A 21608-nucleotide genomic window follows, 5' to 3' on the forward strand; every position below is an offset into this window, starting at 1 on the left:
TCATAGTGCTACCACTTCCCGATACATCCCCAGGCTGGTGTAGAAGATGCCCGTCGAGGTCGTCGAGACACCTCGTTGCGTGTCGCTCGTCGTCGTCTTCAGGAGTGACGGCCTCGCCGAGCGCGTACGCCTCCGCGAAGTCGTGTACCGTCGTTCCGAACTCGGTGCCCATGCCCTCCTCACCGTTTTCGAATACATCGCCGCGCATCAGCGTGTTCGGCGTGTGGCCGGTCGCTACGGTGCGAACACCGCCGCTAACAGCGCGGCGCCGACAATGCCGGTGAACAGCGCGAAGAGAAGGCCCCCGACGCCATTAGTCAGTTCATCGAACGGCGCGGTCGACAGCCGGAACGTGGCTGTATCGGACTGGGAGAGAACGAGGTTCTCCGGCCCGGTGGTCGACATCGGAGCGTCGTGTCGCGATTCGGCGTGCCCCATAACACTGACCTCGTCACCTGGCTGTAGCGTGGCCTCGTGGTATTTTCGCTTGCTTTGGTCGACGACGATATCCGGTGCCATCGGCTCAACTGACGCGCCATCCGTGGCTTCGAGGAACGCCGTGATTCGCTCCGGTGGCGATTCCCCGTAGTCGGTCTCGACGTGGATGTCGAAGGCGTCGAACGAACACTGCACGCCAGACAGCGAGACGCCGTCGGAGACGAGGATTTTCTCCGGTGTGAACACGTCGCCCGTCTCGTTGCCGACCGTCCGGTTCTCGACGTCGACCAGTATGCGGTCGGTGCCGTCGTCGATGTAGAACGGTACGGTGCGAATCCCCCACGCGGCGGGCTCCCAGGTTCGGTTCTTCGCCGTGTCGTATTTCTCCTCTATCTCCCACGCGGACAGCACGCATCCCTCGTCGGCCGCAATCGGGGACGTGAACGTATCCAGTTCGTGCTCCGGGACGACTGTTCCGCGAACGCGAACGATGCCCGGTGAGCGGATATCGGTGACGCCCGTTCGGGGTGTCTCTTCGACGAGTGTCGCAGCCCGACGGCGGTTCCAGCCGTAATACAGCGACAGCCCGCTCGCGACCAGAAGGAGCACACCGCTCCAAAGCGCCAGTTCGTGGAGGATGTCCAGGAGCCATCCCAGACCGAGAGCGATAAGCGGCATGGACGGCATCTGTGCTGGTGGGTATTTGATTCTGCCCCACGGTCGTCCCGGCAGCCGGAAGCAGGCCGTTACCGCCGGCCGATTCGGCACGACGTTTATACGCTGGTGGCACTGTATCGGTAGCAACCCCGGTAGCCGCCCGGACTGTCGGGCGGTTGCGGGTCGTGTCGGAGCGTCGAAGTGCCAGCCGGCTCTCCCGACGACCCGGCCGAGCCGACGGCTGTCGACGGTGGGAGCGAGGGCGGCGAATACGACGCGGATTCGGAGACTGACTTCCGGTTCAGTTAGTCGGCGCCGCCGGCGAGCGCTCCGCTGGCCTCGCCGGGCTTCGGCGTCGATTCCGGTTCGAGCGCGGTTCTGGCCTCCGCAGAGAGCGTGTTCATCACCGCACGGCCGTCCCGTTCGCGGGTGATGATGTCGTCGGTTTCGAGCCGCTGGAGGTGGTGACTGATGGTGCTCGGGTCACGGCCGAGTTCGTCGGCCAAATCACTGACTGACGCCGCACCGAGCCGCGCGATGGCATCGATGATGCTCGCCGTCGCCTCGTCGTTGAGTGCTGCGGCGAGTTCGATACCTTCCGCGTAGGCCGGATAGTATCGTCGCTTGCCGCGGAGTTTGGTGCCCGAAACGAGGCCTTCACGCTCGAGCACCTTGATGTGATGTCGCGCGGTCGACAGCGGGAGGTCGGCTTCTTCGGAGACCTCCGAGAGATACGAGCCGGGCTCATCGTTGACGATCTCGTACACCTGTTCGCGGGCTTCGTGTTCGAGCGGGTCGGAGTCGTCGTGACGGCTGTATCGAAGCAGGAAGAAGAACGGCTTCACCTTATCGAGCAGCGAGCTGAGTAGTCCGGAGCTGACGGCGGGCGAGCCGACGCCGAGCCCGGCCATCATCGACGTGCTCCGGAGGCCTGCGGCGGCGGCAAGAACCCCGAGGCCGACTGCGGCGCCACCGGCGGGCGCGGACGGAGCGGGAAGCGGTTGGCCCCCACTTCCGCCGGCCGACAGCGGCACGGTGTTGGCCTGGTCGCTCTCTTCGGCGGGCGCCGTCGTATCGAGGGTCACCGTCGTCGACGTTTCGGCGGTGGTTCCAGTCACGGATTCCGTCGTTGCGGTCACCGTCGTCGACGTTTCAGCGGTGGTTCCAGTCACCGACCCAGTTGTTGCGGTCATCGTCGCGCCGACGAGCCCGACGACGACGCCGGTGGTATCCGTCGTCGATTCGACGTCGTCCCCGGGGTAGATGTTGAGATCGACCGTCTCCACGCCATCGAGTGACCCATTCGATGTGTCCGCTTCGCCGTCCGCGTTCTCGAGTGTTTCCGGTGTCACCTCGACGCTGCCGTTGTCGATTTCGAGCGTTTCGTTGTCGATTTCGAGGGTGTCGTCGACGGTATCCGATATCGACTCGATGGTCTCTCGCTCGCTCGAGTCGGAGCCGTCGTCACTCGAGGTATCGTCGCCTCCATCATTCGTTGACGTCTCTCCGTCGTCCGAGCCGAACGTTCCGCTTACGCCATCGGCTGTGTCTGTGGCTGTCGCTGCTGCGGCGACCGGTGCCCCGAGGGCCGAGCAGATGACCGCGAGGGCCGCGAGCACAGCGAGTAAACGCCGTACGTTAGGAATTAACATGGGTAAGGGCCCGAAACCGAGTTACTCATCCTTTCGACTGTCAGTTAATAGGAATTGTGCTGGTGATGTCGGGGGATATAAGTGAGACACCACCCCCAAACCGCCCGAAAACGCTTCGAAAGCCGAATCGGTGAGAAGGTTCTTCCGAATCTACAACCACATATAAAAACAGTGGCAGAAACGTCCAATAGTGTCAACATTTGCGAGATGGATGTTCGGATTCGTTCAGCTGACCGGTCGGCACACTCCGGGGTTACAGGTTCTCCTTCTGATAGCTCCCCTCGTAGGTCTCCTCGTGGGCCGCCTCAGCGAGCACGAACTGGGCGATGCGTGCGCCCGTCTCGATCTCGATGTCGTGGTGCACCTGTAACAGCCCCTCACCCTTCCCCTCGTAGCCGGCGTCCCAAACGGCCGTGTTGAGCATACAGGAGTTCCGCAGCAGCGACGACCGGGGGTAGATGAAGCCGACGTGGTCGTCCGGAATCGAGACAATTTCGGCGTACTGCACGACGTAGCCGCCCGGCGGAAGGTAGTAGGTGTCGCTTTCCTCCGTGACCTCGTCGATTGATTCCCCCTCGACGACGGGGTCGGCCGGCCGACGCTGTCGGGCACCGACCTCCTTGCCGTCGCGACCGATGCGGCCGGGCTCTCGCTGTTCGTGGACGGCTTCGAGCGTCAGGTCGACGCCATTGGGCTGTATCTGCTCGTCTGTCGTCGGTGTGACGTGCTCGGCGACGAAGGAACCGCTGCGATACATACCGGCGTCTCTCCCGCCGGCGCAAAATCGCTTGTGTTCGACCGCCTTTTAGGGATTCGTGCCGTACGGCCGGATATGGACGCCGAAACCTTCGACGAGCAGAAGTACGTCGACTTCTTTCCACAGCTGCAGCAAGCCTACAAGAACGCGTTCAACCGCATCAACGAGCGGTTCGACTCTACGCTCGTTCACGGCATCGACCAGCAGGTGCTCGACGAGTCGGAGCCGTTCTATGACGATACCGAGGGGTTCTATCTCGAACTGCCGGACGACCCGTACGACCGACTCACGAGCGTCGTCGTCGACGAAGAGAAATTCGAGGCCGTCTTAGAGGAGTACGTCGCCGAAATCGAGCGCGAACTCGAACGGACGTTCGACGCCTGATACTGCCGGCTGTACTTCCGTACCGATCGTTTCGAGATATTCCGATTGCGTGGGACTGGAACGCGGAGTCCCGGAAGGCATCGCTTCAGACAGTTACAGCCGGCAGTATGATCAGCTACAGCCGGCGCCGTTCCAGATGCCCAGCGTGCCGCGGTCGTCGATACGCGCAAGCACTCGCACGCAGTTTGCGTCCTCGCTGATTCCTTCGGCCACGTCGGCCGTCCGAATCTCGCCGTCGTCGAGTCGCGCGTGGATACGGTAGGTGTCCGCGGCGTCGTTCCACTTGCCGTCGATGGTCGTGCTCGTACCGCTTGCTTCCAGGTCGTATGTGCCCATATGGAGCACTTCCTCCCCATCGCTGACGGCCAGCTGGATTCGGTGTGCGGAATCGTGGTTGTTCTGGACGGAGAGTTCGCCGAGTCGAACCGCGCCGGCCTCGGTGGTGGTCTGGGTTCCCGGCTCCTCGGTGGGCTCGGTGTCGCTTTCGTCACCCAGGACGCTCATACAGCCCGGGCTGGCTGCGGCGATACCGGCAGCAGCGAGCATTTGACGGCGAGTTGGCATACGCATACGGCGTGAGCAATCATCATAAACTCCCGTCAGACGCCCGTCACGCCTCCGTCATATCCGGTTCTGGCCTTCAGGATTCCCCCGCGTTTCGCCCCCAGAGCCAAATCTTCATACGGCTGCACTGCATAGCTTCCTGCATGAGCACCGAATCCGCCGATACCGACGCCGACGAGGAACTCCGCGAACGTATCAGCAACTTCCTCCGTCGCAACTTCCCGCAGATTCAGATGCACGGTGGCAGCGCCGCGATCCAGAACCTCGACCGTGAGGCGGGCGAGGTCACCGTCATGCTCGGCGGTGCCTGTTCCGGCTGCGGCATCTCCCCGATGACCATCCAGGCCATCAAGTCCCGCATGACCCAGGAGATTCCCGAAATCGACACCGTCCACGCCGACACCGGCATGGACGGCGGTAGCGAAGGGATGGCAGGCGGGCAGATGTCCCCGTCCTTCCCCGGTCACGAAGGCGACGGTGACGACGCTGACGAAGGCCCCGAAGCCCCGTTCTAACCGCGTCTCATCTTCGCACGTTTTTCACACCGCGTAGCCGCGGCGCCGCTCCGGGCGCTCTCGCCGCGACACCACGCCGTTTAAGCCCGACAGTGCCCCACGAGTAGACGACACATGCCTCCGCAAGCCGGTCGGAACGTGCTCTTCGTCGTCATGGACACGGTACGGAAGCGGCATTTGACGCCGTACGGGTACGACCGGCCGACGACGCCGACGCTCGAACGGTTCGCCGACGAGGCGCTCGTCTACGAGGAAGCGGTCGCACAGGCACCGTGGACGCTGCCCGTCCACGCCTCGATGTTCACAGGGCGGTATCCGGGCGAGCACACGGCCACCCAGGAAGCGCCGTATCTCCCCGAGGACATGGGCACGCTGGCGCAGGCCGTCTCCGAATCTGGCTACGCGACCGCTTGCTATTCCTCGAATGCCTGGATTACGCCGTATACGCGGCTGACGGCGGGCTTCGAGGAACAAGATAACTTCTTCAAAGCGCTGCCCGGCGACATGTTCTCGGGCGCGCTCGCGTCGCTGTGGCAGCGCGTCAACGACAGCGACCGGCTCCGTGGCGTCGCCGACCGCCTCGTCGAACTCGGCAACGAGGTACACGAGTATCTCGCGAGCGGCGAGGGCGAAGCGTCGAAAACACCGCGAATCATCGACAACACCATCGATTTCGTCGACGACAACGACGAGTGGTTCGCGTTCATCAACCTGATGGACGCCCACCTGCCGTACTATCCGCCCGAGGAGTACCGCGAGGAGTTCGCACCGGGCGTCGACCCCCACGCAGTCTGTCAGAACTCGAAGGAGTACAACTCCGGCGCCCGCGACATCAGCGACGAGGAGTTCGACGACATCCGTGGGCTCTACGACGCCGAAATCAGACACATCGACGCCGAACTCGACCGCCTGTTCTCGCATCTGAAAGCGACCGACCAGTGGGAGGAGACGGTCGTCGTCGTCTGTGCCGACCACGGCGAACTCCACGGCGAGCACGGCCTCTACGGCCACGAGTTCTGTATCTACGACCCGCTCGTTAACGTCCCGCTAATGGTGAAACACCCCGACATCGACGTGGGTCGCACCGACGAACAGGTCGAACTGCTTGACCTCTACGACACGGTATTGGAGGCGACGGGTGCGACCGACGCAACCGAAGCCGTCGGCGGCCGCACCTTCGAGGCCGGCCGGTCGCTGCTCTCCGAGGGCCGCGATATCGAGGACGGCGAGTTCGCCTTCGTCGATTATCACCGCCCTATCGTCGAACTCAACCAACTGGAGACGAAAGCCGCGGAGGCAGGCATCGAACTCGACGAGAACTCTCGGTTCTACTCGCGCATGCGGGCCGCGCGCCGCCCCGGCGGGAAGTACATCCGCAACGAGCACATTCCGGACGAGGCGTATCGGCTCGACGCAGACCCCGAGGAGGCCGACCCGGTCGACAGCGATGACCCGGTCATCGAGGACGTGCTGGCGGCGCTCGAACGGTTCGAAGCGCGTTCGGCAGGCGCCTGGGACGGCGAGGCCGGCGCCGACGCCGACGAGGCGCTCTCGGAGATGGACGACGAGGCGAAAGAGCGGCTCCAAGACCTCGGCTACATGGAGTAGTCAGCGAACCCCACGCCCTCGCTCCCAGGCCCGGAACAGCCGAGTCAGCGTCTCGTTGACCGGCACGCTCACACCATTCTCGCGAGCTCGTTCGACCACGTAGCCACCAATGGCGTCGACTTCGGTTCGGCGCTCCGCGAGCACGTCCTGCTGCATCGAGGAGGTGTTTTCAGCGGTCGCTTCGGCGACGCGTTCGACCGCCGCTGCGGCTTCGGAGTCGGCGATTTCGACTCCCTCCGCGCGCGCTACGCGGGCGACTTCCTGGCCGGCGTCCGTCGCTACTGCGTTGGCGTCGCCGTCGAGAAGAGCGCCGTTCTCGACCCGTGCGAGCGCCGTCGTGGCGTTGATGCCGGCGTTGACCGCCAGCTTCTCCCAGAGTCGACGTGGCATATCCTCGCCGACGGTTGTGACGATACCGGCATCATCGAAGGCCGCGCCGACGCGGTCGGCCGACTCGTCGTGACCGCCGTTCTGTGCCCCGAGGACGACCTCACCGATGCCGGTACACCGGACGACGCCGGGTTCGACGAGCACGGCGCCGTACGTGCAGGTGCCCGCGAGAACGGTCGCATCGAGGCGGTCGGCGAGCAGTTCCTCGTTGCCCATCCCGTTCTGCACGGAGAGACAGATGTCGTGGTCGGTGTCGGCGAGGGCGTCCGCCGCCGCTTCGGTGTCGAACGCCTTCACGCAGACGACCGCGAGGTTGGCTGATTCCGGCGGGTCGAGGCGGGCCTCGGGAGTGACGGTCGCTTCGACTGCGCCCTCGATGTCGAGCCCGCGCTCGCGGACGCGCTGGACGTGTGGGTCGCGCCCGACGAGCGTCACGTCGTGAGCACGGGCGAGCAGGCCGCCGATGAGGCTTCCGAGGCTGCCGGCACCGAAGACGACGACGTCCATACCACCGCTATCGAGCGGCCCGATAGAAAACCCCCGTTTTCGTGCAGGCTGTCGGTGTTAGTCCTCCTGTGAGTAGTAGATGCTCTCGCCGGAGGCCCCAGTAGGGACACAACTGCGGGACGTCCTCGACATCTCCGACTTCCCCACACTCGCCACTGTGCCACATGAGCGTCTTCTCGCCGGCTTTGCTCTCTGTTTGTGACAGCGTCGAAACGCCCCCTGTCGTCACGCAGAAGCCGTCGCCCTCGAAATCCCGAACACGCCGAGCTCGTTGCCGTCCTCTTCGTAGACAGCCTGTCCGAACCGTACTTGCCGCTTCGCTTGTTCGGTCACCATACTGAGTGGTATGTGATGACACAGCAAAACAGAAGGCTCGTTCGAACGCCCGACAGCCCGACTATTCCGTCGTCGTCTCTTCGAGTTCCTTGTCGCCTTCGTGGATGGCGATGCCGTCCTGTGCGACCTTCTCCGCGAGGACGGCGCATTTGATACGCATCGGGCTGAGTTCGACCCCGAGCATATCGATGATGTCGTCACGATCCATCTCTCGAACCTCCGAAAGCGTTTTGCCGCGGAGCTCCTCCGAGAGCATACTCGCCGACGCCTGGCTGATGGCACAGCCGTCGCCGATGAAGTTGACGTGTTCGATCGTCTCGTCGTCGTCCGCCAGCACGACGAACATCTTGATGGTGTCACCGCACATCGGGTTCTCGCCGACGTGCTCGATGTCCGCACCCTCGAGTTCCCCGTAGTTACGGGGGTTCTTGTAGTGATCGAGGATCTGCTGCCGGTACATGTCCGAGCCCATTCCCATTGCTATCGCATACAAGGTGAATGAGAAGTAAAAGGCCACCGGTCGGGACACCCCGAAACCCGCCGCACAGGCCGACATCGGCCGGCGAACTGCCCGGAGCGGCCAGCGCGGCGGAACGCAAGGACGAATACCCTCCCCCTACCAGAAACGGTCATGAGCGACGAGGCCGGCGCGGCAGCGGAGCCGCCGACCGACGAGACAGCGGATGAGGAAGGGGACGATGAGGGGCCCGTGTACGCGCCCGGCCTCTCCGACGACGGCATCCTGCTTTTCTTCGCCGGCGTCGCCTGCCTGCTCGCGGCGACGACCGCGACCCTCCAGAGTCAACCCCGCTACGTCGCCGTCTTCGCGGTCGTGGCCGGCCTGCCCGCGATGCTCGCCTTTTTCGCTGATGTGCTCTCGGGATACGTCCCGAGCATGCGCGTTCACCTGTTCGTCGGCGCCGCCGCGTTCGTCGGCGCCGGCTTCGCGATTCCGGGCCGACACTACACCAATCTCGGCACGCTCGGCGTCGCCGCGGCGCTCGTCCTCTGGCGCGTCTTCGACGTCGAAGTCCGTGGGACGGAACGGTAGCGCTACTGCTACTCCAACTCCTACTCGAACAGCTGCCGAGCGTCGTCGACGGCATCGACCAGTTTGTCGACCTCCGCTTTCGTGTTGTAGAGATAGAAGGACGCACGCGCCGAGGCGGTGGCGCCGAGGACGTCGTGGAGTGGCTGGGTGCAGTGGTCGCCGGCACGGATGGCGACCGCGCTGTCGTTGAGAATCGAGGACATGTCGTGGGCGTGGACGCCGTCGACGTTGAACGCGACGAGACCGCCACGGTCGTCGCCCGGCGGGCCGTACACCTCGACGTCGTCCCACTCCATCAGGCGGTCGTAGGCGTACTCGGCCAACTCCGCCTCGTGGCGCTGGATGTTCTCCATGCCGATGTCGTCCAGATACTCACACGCCTCCGCCAGGGCGATGCCCTGGCTGATGACCGGCGTCCCGGCCTCGTACTTCCAGGGCAGTTCGTTCCATTTGGAATCCTCGAAGGTGACCTTCAGAATCATCTCGCCGCCGTAGAGATACGGCTCCATCTCCTCTAAGATGTGCTCTTTGCCGTACAGCACGCCAATTCCGGTCGGGCCGCACATTTTGTGGCCGGAGAAGGCGAGGAAGTCCGCGTCGATGGCCTCGACATCGACGGGGCGGTTCGGGACGGACTGAGCGCCGTCGACGAACATGTACGCGCCGTGGTCGTGGGCGATGTCCGCCAGCTCCGAGACGGGGTTGACCGTCCCGAGCGTGTTCGAGACGTGGACGGCCGACACCATCGCCGTATCGTCGGTGATGAGCTCGCGAGCGGCGTCCATATCGAGCCGCCCCTCGTCCGTGATGGGGATGTACTTGCAGTCGGCGCCGGTGCGTTTGGCGATTTGCTGCCACGTCACAAGCGAGGCGTGGTGTTCCATCTCGGTGAGGACGACCTCGTCGCCGGGGCCGAGTTCGTTGAGCCCCCACGCGTAGGCGACCAGATTCATCGACTCGGTGGTGTTCTTCGTGAAGACGATCTCCTTGCGGCCGCCCGAAGCGCCGATGAACTCCGCGACGCGGTCGTGGGCCTCCTCGTAGGCGACCGAGGCCTCCTGGCTCAACTGGTGGATGCCGCGGTGGACGTTGGCGTTGTAGCCGCGGTAATACTCCGCGATGGTCTCGACGACCGGCTCCGGCGTCTGCGTCGTGGCCGCGTTGTCGAGATAGACGAGCTGGGTGCCGTCGAACTCCCGCTCGAGGATGGGGAAATCCTCGCGGAGCGTCTCGACGTCCAGCGGCTCGGCCTGTTGACTCATTATCGAACGAAGGGCTTCGAGGGTGGTTACTCCTTCGGTCGCGTCACTCCTCGGTCACGACCATCTTCCGCTTGCCAGTGTCAGGGTCAACCGGAATCTCCTCGACCTCGACGAGGTCGTACTCGATGTGGCGCAGTCCCTTCTCGTCGAGAATCGCATCGAACTGCTCGCTCACGTCGGCCTCGACGCGCTCGCGGTCGGCGTCGTCGGTCAGTTCCATCCGCATTTCGATGGACTCCTCGCCCGTCGGCCGGAACTGATAGCGGATGAGCCCCTCCGTGTCGATATCATCGATGACGAGGGGATGGAGGAATTCCTCCTCGTGGCTCGCGGCTTCGCCGCTCGCCCGTTCCGCGTCGCGTTGCGACGCGCGCGTCTCAAACCACATCAGGTCTTCACTCCGCCCGACCACGGACTCGACTTTCGTGAACGGCAGCGGTTCGTCCTCACCACGCTCGGCGGGCTCCAGCTTGTCGTCCAGTTCGTACCGAATCAGCGGCTGCGTGCGGTTGTACAGCGGCGTGACGTAGGTCACCTCGTCGGCGGGTTCGACGTAGTTCAGGTCGTCGTATAGATACATCCCGTCGTGGCCGCTGCGTTCGAGGCCGATGATGAGCGATTCGCTTGCGCCGTAGATGTTTAACACCTCGGTTCCGAACGTGTCCTCGATGTATTCGCGGAGTTCCGCCGAGAGCGGTTCGCCGCCCACGGCGATGCGCTCGATGTCGAGGCCGAGGTCGGCCTCCCGTTCGATGTCGCAGACCAGCTTGATGGCGGAGGGATAGCCGACGAGGACGTTCGGCCGAAAGTCGCGGAACTCGGCTTCCCACTCGTCCATCGGACGGTTGATATCGAGGAACAGCGAGTCGATATGCGGCGCGTCGGTGCCGCCGCGGACGACCATCGCGCCGCCGAAGCGACCCTCCGTGGCGGCGACGTAGGCGATACGATAGCCCGAGAGCCACTCCTCAGTCAATTCAAGCAGGCTCTGGTCGCCCTTCACCGCGCGGGCGCCGCCCGCAAGCATCGTATCCCAGGCGTCGGTGCTGTAGACGAAGTGGGTCGGCTCGCCCGTCGTGCCAGAGGTGTGGACGACCTCGTATTCGCCGGCGAACCGTTCATCACGGTTGCTCGTCTCCAGAAATTCCTCGACGCCGTCGCGGGTCAATCGGTCGTCCGTCGTCAGGTCGTCGAAGTGCTCGATGTACTGTCCCTTCGTTATCGACGGGAGTTCTTCGCTCGGAATCGTCGCGAGGTCGTCACGGCTAATGTCGTGCTCACGGTAGTATTCCGGGTAGAAGTCGGTTTTATCCCACGCGTGATGCAGGAGGTCACGGAACCGCTCTTCGCGCAATTCGAGGATTTCCTCGCGATTCATCTCGGCGTGTCTCGCGAGCTCCCGGAGCCGCCATCCGAGCCGCACCAACTGACGCATATCGGTTCGTCTCGTGGCAGGCGGAAAAAGGCAATTCCTAATCAGCGTCCTCAAGCACCTCGTCCGGAATCTCGACGCCGAGGCCGGGTTTCGACGGCGCGCGAATCGTACCGTCGTCGTGTTCGAAGCCGTCTTCGAGCATGAACGACCAGACGTCGGGCGTCCACGGCGGCTCCATCGGGTACTCACACCACGGGCTGCCGACGGCCGTCATGACGTGGAGGTTCGCCGCGAAGCCAAGCGCGTTCGTCCACGTGTGCGGAACGAACTGGAGGCCGTGTTCCAGTGCCATCCGGGCGACGTCGACGCCTTGCCGGATGCCGGTCGCAAGCGCCGCGTCGGGCTGGAGGACATCGAGTGATCCCTGGTCGATGAACTCCCGAAAATGGTGGGTGCCGTTATTGAACTCACCGCCGGCGATGTTGACGTCGACGGTATCTCGGAGCCGAGCGTAGCCCTCGTAGTCGTGCCGGTGGAGCGGTTCTTCCAGCCACTCGACGCCGCCAATGTCATCGAGTCCACGAGCGAACTCTTGGGCGTCGGCGAACGACCACTTCGTCTCCGATTCCATCACGCGCACCGCCCACCCCTTGTTCGCGTCGACCATGAGCGTCAATTCGGGGAACGCCTCCCGCACCGCCCGCACCGTCTCGATGTGGTCGATCTCGGTGACGCGGAGCTTGACCGCCTCGAAGCCGTCGTCGATGCGGTCTTCGACGTAGTCGATGCGCTCGTCGGCGGCCATCACCTCGCCCGTCGAAGCGTAAACGGGGATGTCGGTCGGCTGCGCGCCGAACAGTTCGTACACCGGCTTGCCGGCGTCCTTGCCGATGATGTCCCACAGCGCCATCTCGAGGTGCCACGGGCGCGGGCCGACGAGGTTGACCGTCTCCAGCTTATCGAGGATGCCGTCGACGTTGTGTGGGTCTTCGCCGACGAGAAATAGCTCAAGCGGCGTCTCGTAGCCGAGCCCACCCGCGAACGACGGCGAGGCGCCGTAGCCCGTGATGCCCTCGTCGGTCTCGATCTCGAACAGTTCGAGCTCGTGACTCGACTGCGGATAGCCGGGTATCCACGTCGGATAGAACGGCTCCTCGAGGTGGTGTTCGAGGTGATACTGATTGACGCCGGTAATCTGCATGACGGTGAGGGACGCCCGTTACCGCTTGAACGTTCCCCCGGTGGTTGCCGGCCGCTGAAGGTCAGGGCGAATGTTCCGGGGTGCCGATGGAGTCGGAGTCGACGCCGCTGGCGCCCGGTGGCTCGTCCCGAACCGCCACATCGGTGAACTCGAAGCGGGCACCGCCGTCGTCGGCGTCGGCCACCGACACCTCCCAGCCGTGGGCGACGGCGATACTCCGAACGACGGGCAGGCCGAGCCCTGTCCCGCCGTGTGTCGAATAGCTGTACTCAAAGACGTCCGCGCGGCTGTCGGTCGGGATGCCCGTCCCGTCGTCGCCCACGAAGAAGCCGTCCGACAGCGCTCCGACCGTGACCGAAACGCCATCCGTTCCGTCGCGGCCGCCGTGTTCGACGCAGTTGGCGAACAGGTGCTCGAGCAGCTGTCGAAATCGGGTTTCGTCGGCCTCGATGTACACATCGTCGACGCGTTCGAGCGTCGCCCCGTCCGTCTCGAGGTTCCGCCAGGCCGCCACGGCGGCGCTGGAAAGTGAAACCGCTGTGATGTCCTCCTCCTCGACGACCTGACCCTCCCGACCCAGCGTCAGCAGGTCGTCGATGAGTGTTTCGATACGGCCGGCCGCAGGCCCGACGCGGTCGAGATGCGAGAAGTCGCCCGTCTCCTGTGCCAACTGCGTGTAGCCCGTGATGGTGGTGAGGGGGTTCCGAAGGTCGTGGGCGGCCACGCGGGTGAACTCCTCCAGCCGGCGGTTCTGCTGGCGAAGCTGCCGCTGGTTCCGCATCTGGTTCGTCAGGTCGCTCACGAGCAGCACGACGCCATCGTCGACAAGCGGGAGTCGCCGGGGCTGGTACCACCGCTCCTGGCCGTCGACGGTGATGGGTACCGTATCGTCGTCGGTCAACAGCACCGACGGGACGACGGCCGAGACGGATTTGCCGACCGGTTCCTCGACGCCCTCGATGAGGTCTTCGGCAGCCGGATTCAGGTCGACGATTCGGTCGTTCCCGTCGAGGACGAACACGGCGTCGTCGATGGCGTCGACGACCGCCGAGCGTGCGATGGGTGTCAACTGCGTCAGGCCGCCCCCGAGAACGGCGTAGGCGAGCAGGCAACTACCCACGGCGAACCCGACCGGCGTCGGGTCGACTGGGAAGGTCATGCCGACGTAGAAGACGTACGCGGCGTTGACGACCCACGGGATTATCGCCCCGCCGAGCACCGCAAGCGTCTGCTTGCGGTAGATTCGGTGGTTGTTGGCCGCGAACTGCGCCAGCAGTGCGGTCGCGATGCCGAACAGGGCGTAACTGTACGTCGTGTGCACCCAGAACCACGGCCCCGAGATGGTGGTGTAGACGGTGTTCGCCCCGAGCGTCGCCTCGGTCACGTCCGCGAAGAACAGGCCGTGGCTCGGATTGGTTGCTATCAACACGAGCGAGGTCGTGGGCAGAACGAAAAGCGCCGCCGTTCGTCCCGGCGTCAGATTCCGCTCCCGGCCGGAGTACACCATCGCAAACACGAAGAACAGGACGGCCGCGAGGACGACCCCGAGATACATCACGGCCGTCCAGACGTACCACGCTGCTTCCGTCGCCGAGAACAGCCGGCCGAACGCGCCGACCGACCACAGCGCAAGCGTCACCATACACGTCCCGAACACCCGGGCGACGCGGCTGGAACGTTCCAGAAAGCAGTAGCCGGCGATGGTCGCCGTCAGCGCGATGGCGATGGCGTAACTCGTCGCGAGGAGGAACGTCAGCGAGACGCCCGGGATCATTCGAGTGGTATCTCGAAGGGGGTGGAAATAATTCTACCGACGTAATCGCCCGCCGTCCTGCAGTCTCGCTCAGAGACGCAGATACTGTGCGTGGAGCGTCTCCTCGAAATCAAGAACGTTCGATTCCGCAATAAATCCGTGCTCGATGGCGACCGCGACGGCCTCCTCGCCGACGAGGTTCGCGACGGCCGCCTTCGAGAGGCTGGCGACGACCTCCTCGGCGGTCGCCTCGTCGCCATCGTAGAATTCGGGCTCGACAGTCAGCGACACGTCGCCGTTCTCGAACGTCTCCCCGAGGACGTCCGCATCACAGACGGAGACGAGCAGCCCTTCCTGGGTCGACCGCTCACACAGAAGCATCATCGCTCTTCGACGAGGTCGTCTTCGGCCCGCTGACGCAGTTCATCGGCTTCCTCGATGACCTCCTCGGCCTCCTCGTCTTTGCCCTGTCGTTCGAGTGCGCGGGCTTTCTCCTCCAGCACGTCGGGGCTGCGATGGCCGAGCCGAAGCGCGTTATCGAAACAGGAGACGGCGTCTTCCGGGAGGCCACGCTCGAGGAGGAAGAAACCACGGTTGTACCAGCCCTGCGGGAACCGCGGGTCGAGTTCGATGGCTCGCTCGGCGTGTTCGAGCGCCTGCTCGGTGCGTCCGGATTGGTGCAGCGCGTACGCGAGGTTCGTCTCCGCGCTCGCGGCGTGTTCGGAGTCGTCATCGATGTGGAGCGCCTCCCGATAGGACTCGATTGCCCGCTCGAACTCCTGCATCTCGGCGTGGGCGGCACCCTTGTTCACCCTCGCTTCCTGCTCGATGCCCTCGTCGTCGGCATACTGGGCGACGCGCTCGAAGGCGTCGGTCGCCTGCTCGTAGCGGTTGATCTGCATGTACTCCAGCCCGACAGCGAGCAGCTCCTCTGCGTCGACCGCGTCGGCGGCGATCTGTCTGCTGTCGAGCGTGTCCGCGACCAGCCGCGAGTCGACCGGGTCGACCTTTCCGGGGTCGATGTCCAGCTCTGGCGGGTCGATGTCGAACCCCTCGTATGGGTCGCCGAACCCCTGCCCTTCGGAGAACTCGTGGGCGTCGTCAGGTTCCTCATCAGTCATACCCGAAAGTTGGCTACGCGCGCGGGTAAGGGTTGCGCACCCGCGTTCGGCGTGGGAGACTGCCGTCGGCCGGCCCGCCGCGTATCCGGCTACGGGGTGTGCTGTGCGGCGAAGGACGTCTACTGTTCGTCGTCGCCAGCTCGTCGTATCCCTGCCGAACCACGTCCTCGTCGACCATCGGATGCCGTATGCGGCCGGAGCGTCAAATTCACATCCGTACCGACCGCGACATCCGTCAATCATTTTGAACGTGGCGTTCACGTTCGAGTATGCGACTGTTCGTGAGCGTCGACATCGACGACCTCGCTCCGGAGGTCGCGGAGGTACAGGCGCCGTTCCGGGAGCTGTCGGGCCTGAACCTCACTGACCCCGAGCAGGCCCACATCACGATGAAGTTCCTCGGCGAAGCCGACCACGATCTCGACACCCTGACCGCGGCCATCGAGACGGCTGTCGAGGGGGCAGACGTTGAGCCATTCGACGCCGAATTCGAGGGGCTCGGCGTCTTCCCGTCGCTAGATTACATCAGCGTCATCTGGCTCGGCGTCGAGGCCGGTAGCGAATCTCTGACCGAACTCCACGAGCAGCTCGAACTCGAAACGACGGGGCTCGGTTACGAGGAGGAACAACACGAGTTTACGCCACACGTTACGCTCGCGCGGATGGATCACGCCGGCTCGAAAGACGAGGTGCAGCGCCTCGTCCAGGAGGAACACCCGGAGGTCGGCACGCTCAACATCGGCGAGGTTCGACTCACCGAAAGCACGCTGACCCAAGCCGGCACGGAGTACGAGACCGTCGAGCGGTTCGAACTCTAAGAGAGGCCGTCTGCTCGCCTGGATTTTAACCGCCCCGACGCCGAACGCCGACCATGGCCCACTCGGAGTTCGCGTTGGTCTTTATCGCGGGTGCTGTCACGATGTTGGCGACCGGCCTGGGTGCGCTCCCCTTCTTCTTCATCGAGACGGTTTCAGACCGCCTCAACGTCGCGCTGTGGGGCGTCGCTTCCGGCATCATGGTATCGGCGTCCGTCTTCGGGCTCATCTTCGAGGCCCGCGAGTACGGCGGCCCGGTGCAGATCGGCGCGGGTCTCCTCGTCGGCGCCGCCCTCGTTGCGGTCAGCCGCAAACTCATCCACGGCTACGAGTTCGACCCCGGGCGCTACGAGTCGGCCGATTCCCCGACGCTCGTGCTCGTCGTCGGCGTTCTGACCGTCCACAGCTTTCCCGAAGGCGTCGCCGTCGGTGTCTCCTTCGCTCAACTCGGCCTGGAGGGTGGCGTCCCGCTGTACGGCTTCTCGATTCCCGTCCTCGCCGTCTTTATGACCGTCGCTATCTCCATCCACAACATTCCCGAGGGCATCGCGGTCTCCATCCCGTTGCAGTCGATGGGCGCTGGCGTCCCCCGCATGGCCTGGTGGGCGGTGTTCACGAGCATCCCCCAGCCCATCGGCGCGGTCATCGCTTACGGCTTCGTTCGGCTGGCGCGTGACCTGCTCGCCTTCGGCTTCGGCTTCGCCGCCGGCGCGATGCTCTGGCTCGTCATCATCGAACTCATCCCCGAGGGCCGGGAAGCCGGTGCGGAGCTGCCGGACAACGGCAATCGGGTGCTCATCGCCGGCTTCATTGCTGGCATTCTCATCATGCTGCCGCTGCTTTTCGTGTAGGCGCCGTCCGCGGCTCTCGAACGACACCGGGGCGAAAGGAACAAGAATTTATGCGCCGCGGGGGAAGGTGCGAGCACTATGGGTAAGAAATCGAAGGCGCAGAAGAAGCGGCTGGCGAAACTGGAGCGACAGAACAGCCGCGTGCCCGCCTGGGTCATCATGAAGACCGACCGCGACACGATGCGCAACCACAAGCGCCGCAACTGGCGGCGGAGTGACACGGACGAATGAGCGCCGAATTCGATGAGCGCGTCATGACGGTACCCCTCCGCGACATCCTTGCGGAGTCGAAGGGCCAGCGCGCCGATAAGGCGATGAACCTCGTTCGCTCGCATCTCGCACAGCACTTCAACGTCGACGAGGACGCCGTCCGCCTCGACCCCTCCATCAACGAGGAAGTCTGGTCGCGCGGCCGATCGAAGCCGCCGAAGAAACTCCGCGTACGGGCCGCCCGCTTCGAAGAAGAGGGCGAGGCCGTCGTCGAAGCAGAGACCGCATAACGGTGCTCCGCGCGGCCCTCTCCGGTTCCGCCTATGTCGGCGTGTTCGCGCGGGCCACTGACGACTGCCTGCTCGTTCGTCCCGACCTCGATGAGTCACTTCTCAACGACTTCGAAGAGGAACTGGGGGTGCCTGCCGTCCCCACGACCATCGCCGGCTCCTCCACCGCCGGTGCACTCGCCACCGGCAACGAGAACGGCCTGCTCGTTAGCGAGCGGGTCACCGACCGCGAGCAGAATCGCATCGAAGAGGCCACCGACCTCCCGGTCGTCGAACTGCCGGGGCGTATCAACGCCGCCGGCAACGTCGTCCTCGCGAACGACGAGGGCGCCTACGTCCACCCCGACCTCTCGCGGAAAGCCCTCCAGGCCGTGGAGGAGGCCCTCGATGTGCCGGTCGAACGCGGCCTCATCGCCGAGGTTCGGACGGTCGGCACGGCTGCAGTCGTCACCGAGGAAGGCGTGCTCTGCCACCCGAAAACGTCGGACGAGACGCTCGATTTCCTCGAAGACCTCTTCGGCGTCTACGCCGACATCGGCACGATAAACTACGGTGGGCCGCTCGTCGGCTCCGGCCTCGTGGCCAACTCCTCCGGCTACCTTGTCGGCCAGGAGACGACCGGCCCGGAACTGGGCCGCATCGAGGACGCCCTCGGGTTTATCGATTAGCGCGGTTCAGAACCGAGCGCCAAGCGTTTCTTCGTTCTCCACCGGCTCGACGACGCCCGCGTCTATCGCCTCGCGGTAGACGTAGCCGAACATCGTGAACGGGATGAACACCATAACGGAGAGGAACCGACCGCCCCGGTACGTGCTGGTGACGCTTCCGGTCGCCATGAACGTCGGCACCAGCGCTCCGCCGACGTAGATGGCAGCGAGATACAGCGCACCGGCGAGCACGCCGAGCGTGGCCCTCCTGTCTCGGTCGAGACTCCCGTGCCATCCCGACGCCGGATGAGGAAGATACTTCCCGCTCGCGCGTCGTATTTCGTGTATGAGTGCGTTTACTGTCCGGGGAAGCTTCCCGGCGCGGTTCGGAGAACAGGAGTTCGAAAAACAGGTCGATGCGCCGAACGAGGACGTTGCAGTCGAGCGCGCCTACACGCAGCTCGGCTCCCAGCACGGCCTGAAGCGGCCCAAGATCACCATCGACGGGGTGGACGCATGAGCCTCGGTGGTGGCGGTGGCGGCGGCGGCGGTGCGATGCAGCAGATCCAACAGCAGCTCCAGGCGCTCGAACAGGAGAAAGAGGCCATCGAGGCCGAAATAGAGGGCGTCAGGGACGAGCAGGCAGAAATCGACGAGGCCATCGAGGCCATCGGGACACTCGAAACCGACTCGACGGTGCAGGTGCCCCTCGGCGGTGGCGCCTACGTCCGCGCCGAAGTCCAGGACATGGACGAGGTCGTCGTCGGCCTCGGCGGTGGCTACGCAGCCGAGCGCGACAGCGAGGGCGCAATCGAGACGCTCGAACAGAAAAAGGAGACGCTCGACGACCGTATCGACGAGCTCGAAGCCGAGATCGAGGAGGTCGAAGCGGAAACCGAAGAGCTCGAGCAGAAGGCCCAGCAGGCCCAACAACAGCAGATGCAGCAGATGCAACAGCAGATGCAGCAGGAAGACGAGTAAGGCATCCCGATGTTCGACGGACTGAAAGACAAACTGGGCCAGTTCAAAGACGACGTCGAAGAGCAGGCCGAGGAGCCGGCGGAGGGGGACGACGAAGCCGAAGCCGATACTGAAGCCGAGCCGGCGGCTGAAGCGGTGACGGAGTCCGAACCCGACACGGCCGAGGCCGAATCAGCGGAAGACGGTCCGGGACTTGCCAAGAAGGCAGCGCTCGCTGCGACTGGCAAGACCATCATCACCGAAGCGGAGCTTGAGGCGCCCCTCGAACAGCTGGAACTCGAACTTCTGCAGGGCGACGTCGAGATGACCGTCGCCCGCGAGATCACCGACCGCATCCGCGAGCAGTTGGTCGGTGAGACGCGCAAGCAGGTCGAATCCGGCGAGCAGGTCGTCGAACGCGCCATCGCCGAAGCGCTCCGCGACGTCATCAGCGTCGGCCAGTTCGATTTCGAACAGCGCATCGCCGGGGCGGACAAGCCCGTCGTTATCGTCTTCACCGGCGTCAACGGCGTCGGCAAGACGACCTCCATCGCCAAACTGTCCCAGTGGCTCGAAACGCACGGCTACTCGTCGGTGCTGGCCAACGGCGACACATATCGGGCCGGCGCGAACGAACAGATCGAAGAGCACGCCGACGTCCTCGACAAGCGCATTATCACCCACGAGCAGGGTGGTGACCCGGCGGCGGTCATCTACGACGCCGTCGAGTACGCCGAGGCCAACGACGTCGACGTCGTGCTCGGCGACACGGCCGGTCGACTCCACACCTCCAACGACCTGATGGCACAACTGGAAAAGATCGACCGCGTCGTCGACCCCGACATGACGCTGTTCGTCGACGAGGCCGTCGCCGGCCAGGACGCGACGAACCGTGCCAAGGAGTTCAACGACGCCGCCGAAATCGATGGTGCGATTCTGACGAAGGCTGACGCCGACTCACAGGGCGGCGCCGCCATCTCCATCGCACACGTCACCGGCAAGCCGATTCTGTTCCTCGGCACTGGCCAAGGATACGCCGACCTCGAGGAGTTCGACCCTGACGAAATCGTGAGTCGACTGCTCGAAGAATAACCGCTTTTCAGGCCGCCGCCTCGTCGTAGGGCACTTCGAGGAGGCGGTCACCACACTCCGTACAGTCGACGCCGACGACGGTCGTCGAGCGACAGCAGGATTCGACGATCTCGGTGTCGGCCGTGACGGCGCCGCCGCAGGTCGGACACGTCTCGATGAACACGCGGAGTCCGCCCAGCAACCGGCTTCGGTGATGCGGCGTGAGCGCCTCCCAGCCGGTCACCCACTCCGGAAGCTCCTTTGCAGCCGCGAGGTCGGCCAACATGGCGGCCCGGGATTCCCACTGCCCGATGTTCGTCTCGCCATCCCGGACGACGTACGCTTCCCCGAAGGACTCGAACGTGACCGTCTCGGGGTCGACATCGAGTTGGGCTGCGAGGCCATCCCGGAGGTTCGCGTCGTCCTCTAAGGCGGCCATCCGTTCACGCCAGGTCGTCTCGAAGACCTCGGTGAGACAGAGGTCATCGACGTCCGCACAGGGCTCGACGACGCCCGCTTCGAGCAGGGCCTGTTCGGGATTGAACTCATCGAGCGGCGTGGGGTCTGGCGTGGGCTGTTTGTCGAACTTCGCGAGCAGCCACTCGGGGAAGTACCGCTTCGTCAGCTCGGGTGTGCCCGGAACGAGATACCCTCGTAGCCAGATGCTCGCGACGCTGAGGGCGGCCACGGCGATGGCGACCGGCACTGACACCAGCGCGACGCCCGCGAAGACGACGGCTGCGATGACGAGATTCGTCGCCGTGCACGGGAGACACCGGTTCTCGCCCGTGTACTCGGGCTGTCGAATCCGCTCGACCGTGCGCCGAGCCACTGACATACCCGAGCGTACGCCCCGGACGGCAAAAGCGTGCTGCCGTTCGTTCACAGCTGCCCCCCGGCTTATATACAGCGGTGCATACTCGGGGAAACGCCTTTTTGACAGTGTTGGTGACCCATTTACATGATTCGACAGACGTGGCTATCGATGACTGGACGGCGGCGTTCGGGAGGTGGTCGGTGATGGATATCGACGGTGACGACCTGCGGGAGCGACTCGATATCGACCTCGGCGACGCCCGTGCGCGTGCTGATGAACTGTACGAGTACGCCTTCCTGCCGCCGAGCGTGACCAACGACGAACTGAACGAGCAGATTGAACCGGCGACCGAGGAGTTCGCCGATGCCGAATTCGA

27 protein-coding genes are annotated in these 21608 nt (G+C 64.4%); 13 read left to right on the plus strand and 14 right to left on the minus strand.

Going from position 1 to position 21608, the window contains the following annotated elements:
- Window positions 1-234 precede the first annotated feature (234 nt).
- The 3 genes from ACI8UR_RS08735 to ACI8UR_RS08745 all read right to left on the minus strand — a co-directional run bounded on the left by ACI8UR_RS08735 (window position 235) and on the right by ACI8UR_RS08745 (window position 3504).
- A complete protein-coding gene (locus ACI8UR_RS08735; RefSeq protein ID WP_411714302.1) occupies window positions 235-1116 on the minus strand; it encodes a hypothetical protein in 882 nt (293 codons plus the stop codon).
- A gap of 284 nt (window positions 1117-1400) precedes the next feature.
- Window positions 1401-2714, minus strand: a complete 1314-nt coding sequence (locus ACI8UR_RS08740) for a winged helix-turn-helix transcriptional regulator (RefSeq protein WP_411714303.1) — start codon at window positions 2712-2714, stop codon at window positions 1401-1403.
- A 286-nt stretch (window positions 2715-3000) separates the two neighbouring features.
- The gene (locus tag ACI8UR_RS08745) at window positions 3001-3504 is read right to left on the minus strand and encodes a deoxyuridine 5'-triphosphate nucleotidohydrolase (protein ID WP_411714304.1); all 504 of its coding nucleotides are present in this window, start codon (window positions 3502-3504) and stop codon (window positions 3001-3003) included.
- Between the two features lie 75 nt (window positions 3505-3579).
- Here ACI8UR_RS08745 and ACI8UR_RS08750 point away from each other — a divergent pair, with 75 nt between their 5' ends.
- A complete protein-coding gene (locus tag ACI8UR_RS08750; protein ID WP_411714305.1) occupies window positions 3580-3888 on the plus strand; it encodes a DUF5783 family protein in 309 nt (102 codons plus the stop codon).
- 111 nt (window positions 3889-3999) lie between these two features.
- Here ACI8UR_RS08750 and ACI8UR_RS08755 read toward each other — a convergent pair whose 3' ends face one another.
- Window positions 4000-4452 carry a hypothetical protein gene (locus tag ACI8UR_RS08755; protein ID WP_411714306.1) on the minus strand — a complete coding sequence of 151 codons (453 nt, stop codon included), beginning with the start codon at window positions 4450-4452 and terminating at the stop codon, window positions 4000-4002.
- A gap of 143 nt (window positions 4453-4595) precedes the next feature.
- On the opposite strand from ACI8UR_RS08755, the gene ACI8UR_RS08760 reads away from it, so the two are divergent.
- Both ACI8UR_RS08760 and ACI8UR_RS08765 read left to right on the plus strand, forming a co-directional pair.
- Window positions 4596-4967: a NifU family protein gene (locus tag ACI8UR_RS08760; protein WP_411714307.1), complete on the plus strand. Its 372-nt coding sequence runs from the start codon at window positions 4596-4598 to the stop codon at window positions 4965-4967.
- A 114-nt stretch (window positions 4968-5081) separates the two neighbouring features.
- Window positions 5082-6575: a sulfatase gene (locus ACI8UR_RS08765; protein WP_411714308.1), complete on the plus strand. Its 1494-nt coding sequence runs from the start codon at window positions 5082-5084 to the stop codon at window positions 6573-6575.
- On the opposite strand, the gene ACI8UR_RS08770 is transcribed toward ACI8UR_RS08765, so the two are convergent.
- Together ACI8UR_RS08770 and sufU are read right to left on the minus strand one after the other, a co-directional pair.
- Window positions 6576-7472: a ketopantoate reductase family protein gene (locus ACI8UR_RS08770; protein WP_411714309.1), complete on the minus strand. Its 897-nt coding sequence runs from the start codon at window positions 7470-7472 to the stop codon at window positions 6576-6578. It lies immediately after the preceding gene.
- Window positions 7473-7869: 397 nt separating this feature from the next.
- Entirely contained in the window at window positions 7870-8286 is a 417-nt protein-coding gene (sufU, locus tag ACI8UR_RS08775) for a Fe-S cluster assembly sulfur transfer protein SufU (RefSeq protein ID WP_415087772.1), read from the minus strand.
- Window positions 8287-8439: 153 nt separating this feature from the next.
- Between sufU and ACI8UR_RS08780 the strand changes: the two genes are divergently transcribed.
- A complete protein-coding gene (locus ACI8UR_RS08780) occupies window positions 8440-8859 on the plus strand; it encodes a hypothetical protein (protein ID WP_411716364.1) in 420 nt (139 codons plus the stop codon).
- Between the two features lie 20 nt (window positions 8860-8879).
- On the opposite strand, the gene ACI8UR_RS08785 is transcribed toward ACI8UR_RS08780, so the two are convergent.
- The 6 genes from ACI8UR_RS08785 to ACI8UR_RS08810 all read right to left on the minus strand — a co-directional run bounded on the left by ACI8UR_RS08785 (window position 8880) and on the right by ACI8UR_RS08810 (window position 15571).
- A complete protein-coding gene (locus tag ACI8UR_RS08785) occupies window positions 8880-10121 on the minus strand; it encodes an aminotransferase class V-fold PLP-dependent enzyme (RefSeq protein WP_411716363.1) in 1242 nt (413 codons plus the stop codon).
- A 43-nt stretch (window positions 10122-10164) separates the two neighbouring features.
- Window positions 10165-11556 carry a phenylacetate--CoA ligase family protein gene (locus ACI8UR_RS08790; RefSeq protein ID WP_411716362.1) on the minus strand — a complete coding sequence of 464 codons (1392 nt, stop codon included), beginning with the start codon at window positions 11554-11556 and terminating at the stop codon, window positions 10165-10167.
- Window positions 11557-11593: 37 nt separating this feature from the next.
- Entirely contained in the window at window positions 11594-12697 is a 1104-nt protein-coding gene (locus ACI8UR_RS08795) for a mandelate racemase/muconate lactonizing enzyme family protein (protein ID WP_415087774.1), read from the minus strand.
- Between the two features lie 61 nt (window positions 12698-12758).
- The gene (locus ACI8UR_RS08800) at window positions 12759-14471 is read right to left on the minus strand and encodes a histidine kinase N-terminal 7TM domain-containing protein (RefSeq protein WP_411714165.1); all 1713 of its coding nucleotides are present in this window, start codon (window positions 14469-14471) and stop codon (window positions 12759-12761) included.
- 69 nt (window positions 14472-14540) lie between these two features.
- Window positions 14541-14831 (minus strand): DUF424 domain-containing protein, encoded by a 291-nt coding sequence (locus ACI8UR_RS08805; RefSeq protein ID WP_411714168.1) that lies wholly within the window; start codon window positions 14829-14831, stop codon window positions 14541-14543.
- Window positions 14831-15571, minus strand: coding sequence for a tetratricopeptide repeat protein (locus tag ACI8UR_RS08810; protein ID WP_411714164.1), 741 nt, complete (start codon window positions 15569-15571; stop codon window positions 14831-14833). Before ACI8UR_RS08810 ends, ACI8UR_RS08805 begins: the two co-directional genes overlap by 1 nt.
- A gap of 269 nt (window positions 15572-15840) precedes the next feature.
- On the opposite strand from ACI8UR_RS08810, the gene thpR reads away from it, so the two are divergent.
- The 5 genes from thpR to ACI8UR_RS08835 all read left to right on the plus strand — a co-directional run bounded on the left by thpR (window position 15841) and on the right by ACI8UR_RS08835 (window position 18405).
- On the plus strand, window positions 15841-16389 hold the full coding sequence (gene thpR / locus ACI8UR_RS08815) for an RNA 2',3'-cyclic phosphodiesterase (RefSeq protein WP_411714163.1): 549 nt from the start codon (window positions 15841-15843) through the stop codon (window positions 16387-16389).
- A 53-nt stretch (window positions 16390-16442) separates the two neighbouring features.
- Complete coding sequence (locus ACI8UR_RS08820; RefSeq protein WP_415087775.1) at window positions 16443-17237, plus strand: ZIP family metal transporter; 795 nt, start codon at window positions 16443-16445, stop codon at window positions 17235-17237.
- A gap of 78 nt (window positions 17238-17315) precedes the next feature.
- Window positions 17316-17468, plus strand: a complete 153-nt coding sequence (locus ACI8UR_RS08825) for a 50S ribosomal protein L39e (protein ID WP_411714161.1) — start codon at window positions 17316-17318, stop codon at window positions 17466-17468.
- Window positions 17465-17737, plus strand: a complete 273-nt coding sequence (locus tag ACI8UR_RS08830) for a 50S ribosomal protein L31e (protein WP_411714160.1) — start codon at window positions 17465-17467, stop codon at window positions 17735-17737. The genes ACI8UR_RS08825 and ACI8UR_RS08830 overlap by 4 nt, the downstream gene beginning before the upstream one ends.
- Before the next feature lie 2 nt (window positions 17738-17739).
- Window positions 17740-18405 carry a translation initiation factor IF-6 gene (locus tag ACI8UR_RS08835; protein WP_411714159.1) on the plus strand — a complete coding sequence of 222 codons (666 nt, stop codon included), beginning with the start codon at window positions 17740-17742 and terminating at the stop codon, window positions 18403-18405.
- Between the two features lie 6 nt (window positions 18406-18411).
- Here ACI8UR_RS08835 and ACI8UR_RS08840 read toward each other — a convergent pair whose 3' ends face one another.
- A complete protein-coding gene (locus ACI8UR_RS08840; protein WP_411714158.1) occupies window positions 18412-18636 on the minus strand; it encodes a hypothetical protein in 225 nt (74 codons plus the stop codon).
- A gap of 94 nt (window positions 18637-18730) precedes the next feature.
- On the opposite strand from ACI8UR_RS08840, the gene rpl18a reads away from it, so the two are divergent.
- The 3 genes from rpl18a to ftsY are packed head-to-tail and all read left to right on the plus strand — an operon-like array spanning window position 18731 to window position 20436.
- Entirely contained in the window at window positions 18731-18904 is a 174-nt protein-coding gene (rpl18a, locus tag ACI8UR_RS08845) for a 50S ribosomal protein L18Ae (protein ID WP_411714157.1), read from the plus strand.
- Window positions 18901-19365 (plus strand): prefoldin subunit alpha, encoded by a 465-nt coding sequence (gene pfdA / locus ACI8UR_RS08850; RefSeq protein ID WP_411714156.1) that lies wholly within the window; start codon window positions 18901-18903, stop codon window positions 19363-19365. The genes rpl18a and pfdA overlap by 4 nt, the downstream gene beginning before the upstream one ends.
- A 9-nt stretch (window positions 19366-19374) precedes the next feature.
- Window positions 19375-20436 carry a signal recognition particle-docking protein FtsY gene (gene ftsY, locus ACI8UR_RS08855; RefSeq protein ID WP_411714155.1) on the plus strand — a complete coding sequence of 354 codons (1062 nt, stop codon included), beginning with the start codon at window positions 19375-19377 and terminating at the stop codon, window positions 20434-20436.
- 7 nt (window positions 20437-20443) lie between these two features.
- Here ftsY and ACI8UR_RS08860 read toward each other — a convergent pair whose 3' ends face one another.
- Window positions 20444-21253, minus strand: coding sequence for a hypothetical protein (locus ACI8UR_RS08860; RefSeq protein WP_415087776.1), 810 nt, complete (start codon window positions 21251-21253; stop codon window positions 20444-20446).
- 137 nt (window positions 21254-21390) lie between these two features.
- On the opposite strand from ACI8UR_RS08860, the gene ACI8UR_RS08865 reads away from it, so the two are divergent.
- Window positions 21391-21608, plus strand: a 218-nt coding sequence (locus tag ACI8UR_RS08865) for a hypothetical protein (protein WP_415087777.1), incomplete at its 3' end; no start/stop codon positions are given.

This window comes from Natronomonas sp., from assembly GCF_047616845.1.
GTDB lineage: Archaea > Halobacteriota > Halobacteria > Halobacteriales > Haloarculaceae > Natronomonas.

Coding starts and splice junctions, on each gene's coding strand:
- thpR (WP_411714163.1), top strand. CDS start 15,841: ATGCGACTGTTCGTGAGCGTCGACATCGACGACCTCGCTCCGGAGGTC.
- ACI8UR_RS08755 (WP_411714306.1), bottom strand. CDS start 4,452: ATGCCAACTCGCCGTCAAATGCTCGCTGCTGCCGGTATCGCCGCAGCC.
- ACI8UR_RS08800 (WP_411714165.1), bottom strand. CDS start 14,471: ATGATCCCGGGCGTCTCGCTGACGTTCCTCCTCGCGACGAGTTACGCC.
- ACI8UR_RS08770 (WP_411714309.1), bottom strand. CDS start 7,472: ATGGACGTCGTCGTCTTCGGTGCCGGCAGCCTCGGAAGCCTCATCGGC.
- ACI8UR_RS08805 (WP_411714168.1), bottom strand. CDS start 14,831: ATGCTTCTGTGTGAGCGGTCGACCCAGGAAGGGCTGCTCGTCTCCGTC.
- ACI8UR_RS08795 (WP_415087774.1), bottom strand. CDS start 12,697: ATGCAGATTACCGGCGTCAATCAGTATCACCTCGAACACCACCTCGAG.
- ACI8UR_RS08745 (WP_411714304.1), bottom strand. CDS start 3,504: ATGTATCGCAGCGGTTCCTTCGTCGCCGAGCACGTCACACCGACGACA.
- ACI8UR_RS08765 (WP_411714308.1), top strand. CDS start 5,082: ATGCCTCCGCAAGCCGGTCGGAACGTGCTCTTCGTCGTCATGGACACG.
- pfdA (WP_411714156.1), top strand. CDS start 18,901: ATGAGCCTCGGTGGTGGCGGTGGCGGCGGCGGCGGTGCGATGCAGCAG.
- ACI8UR_RS08830 (WP_411714160.1), top strand. CDS start 17,465: ATGAGCGCCGAATTCGATGAGCGCGTCATGACGGTACCCCTCCGCGAC.
- ACI8UR_RS08860 (WP_415087776.1), bottom strand. CDS start 21,253: ATGTCAGTGGCTCGGCGCACGGTCGAGCGGATTCGACAGCCCGAGTAC.
- ACI8UR_RS08785 (WP_411716363.1), bottom strand. CDS start 10,121: ATGAGTCAACAGGCCGAGCCGCTGGACGTCGAGACGCTCCGCGAGGAT.
- ACI8UR_RS08760 (WP_411714307.1), top strand. CDS start 4,596: ATGAGCACCGAATCCGCCGATACCGACGCCGACGAGGAACTCCGCGAA.
- ACI8UR_RS08780 (WP_411716364.1), top strand. CDS start 8,440: ATGAGCGACGAGGCCGGCGCGGCAGCGGAGCCGCCGACCGACGAGACA.
- ACI8UR_RS08820 (WP_415087775.1), top strand. CDS start 16,443: ATGGCCCACTCGGAGTTCGCGTTGGTCTTTATCGCGGGTGCTGTCACG.
- rpl18a (WP_411714157.1), top strand. CDS start 18,731: ATGAGTGCGTTTACTGTCCGGGGAAGCTTCCCGGCGCGGTTCGGAGAA.
- ACI8UR_RS08750 (WP_411714305.1), top strand. CDS start 3,580: ATGGACGCCGAAACCTTCGACGAGCAGAAGTACGTCGACTTCTTTCCA.
- ACI8UR_RS08735 (WP_411714302.1), bottom strand. CDS start 1,116: ATGCCGCTTATCGCTCTCGGTCTGGGATGGCTCCTGGACATCCTCCAC.
- ftsY (WP_411714155.1), top strand. CDS start 19,375: ATGTTCGACGGACTGAAAGACAAACTGGGCCAGTTCAAAGACGACGTC.
- ACI8UR_RS08810 (WP_411714164.1), bottom strand. CDS start 15,571: ATGACTGATGAGGAACCTGACGACGCCCACGAGTTCTCCGAAGGGCAG.
- ACI8UR_RS08790 (WP_411716362.1), bottom strand. CDS start 11,556: ATGCGTCAGTTGGTGCGGCTCGGATGGCGGCTCCGGGAGCTCGCGAGA.
- sufU (WP_415087772.1), bottom strand. CDS start 8,286: ATGGGAATGGGCTCGGACATGTACCGGCAGCAGATCCTCGATCACTAC.
- ACI8UR_RS08825 (WP_411714161.1), top strand. CDS start 17,316: ATGGGTAAGAAATCGAAGGCGCAGAAGAAGCGGCTGGCGAAACTGGAG.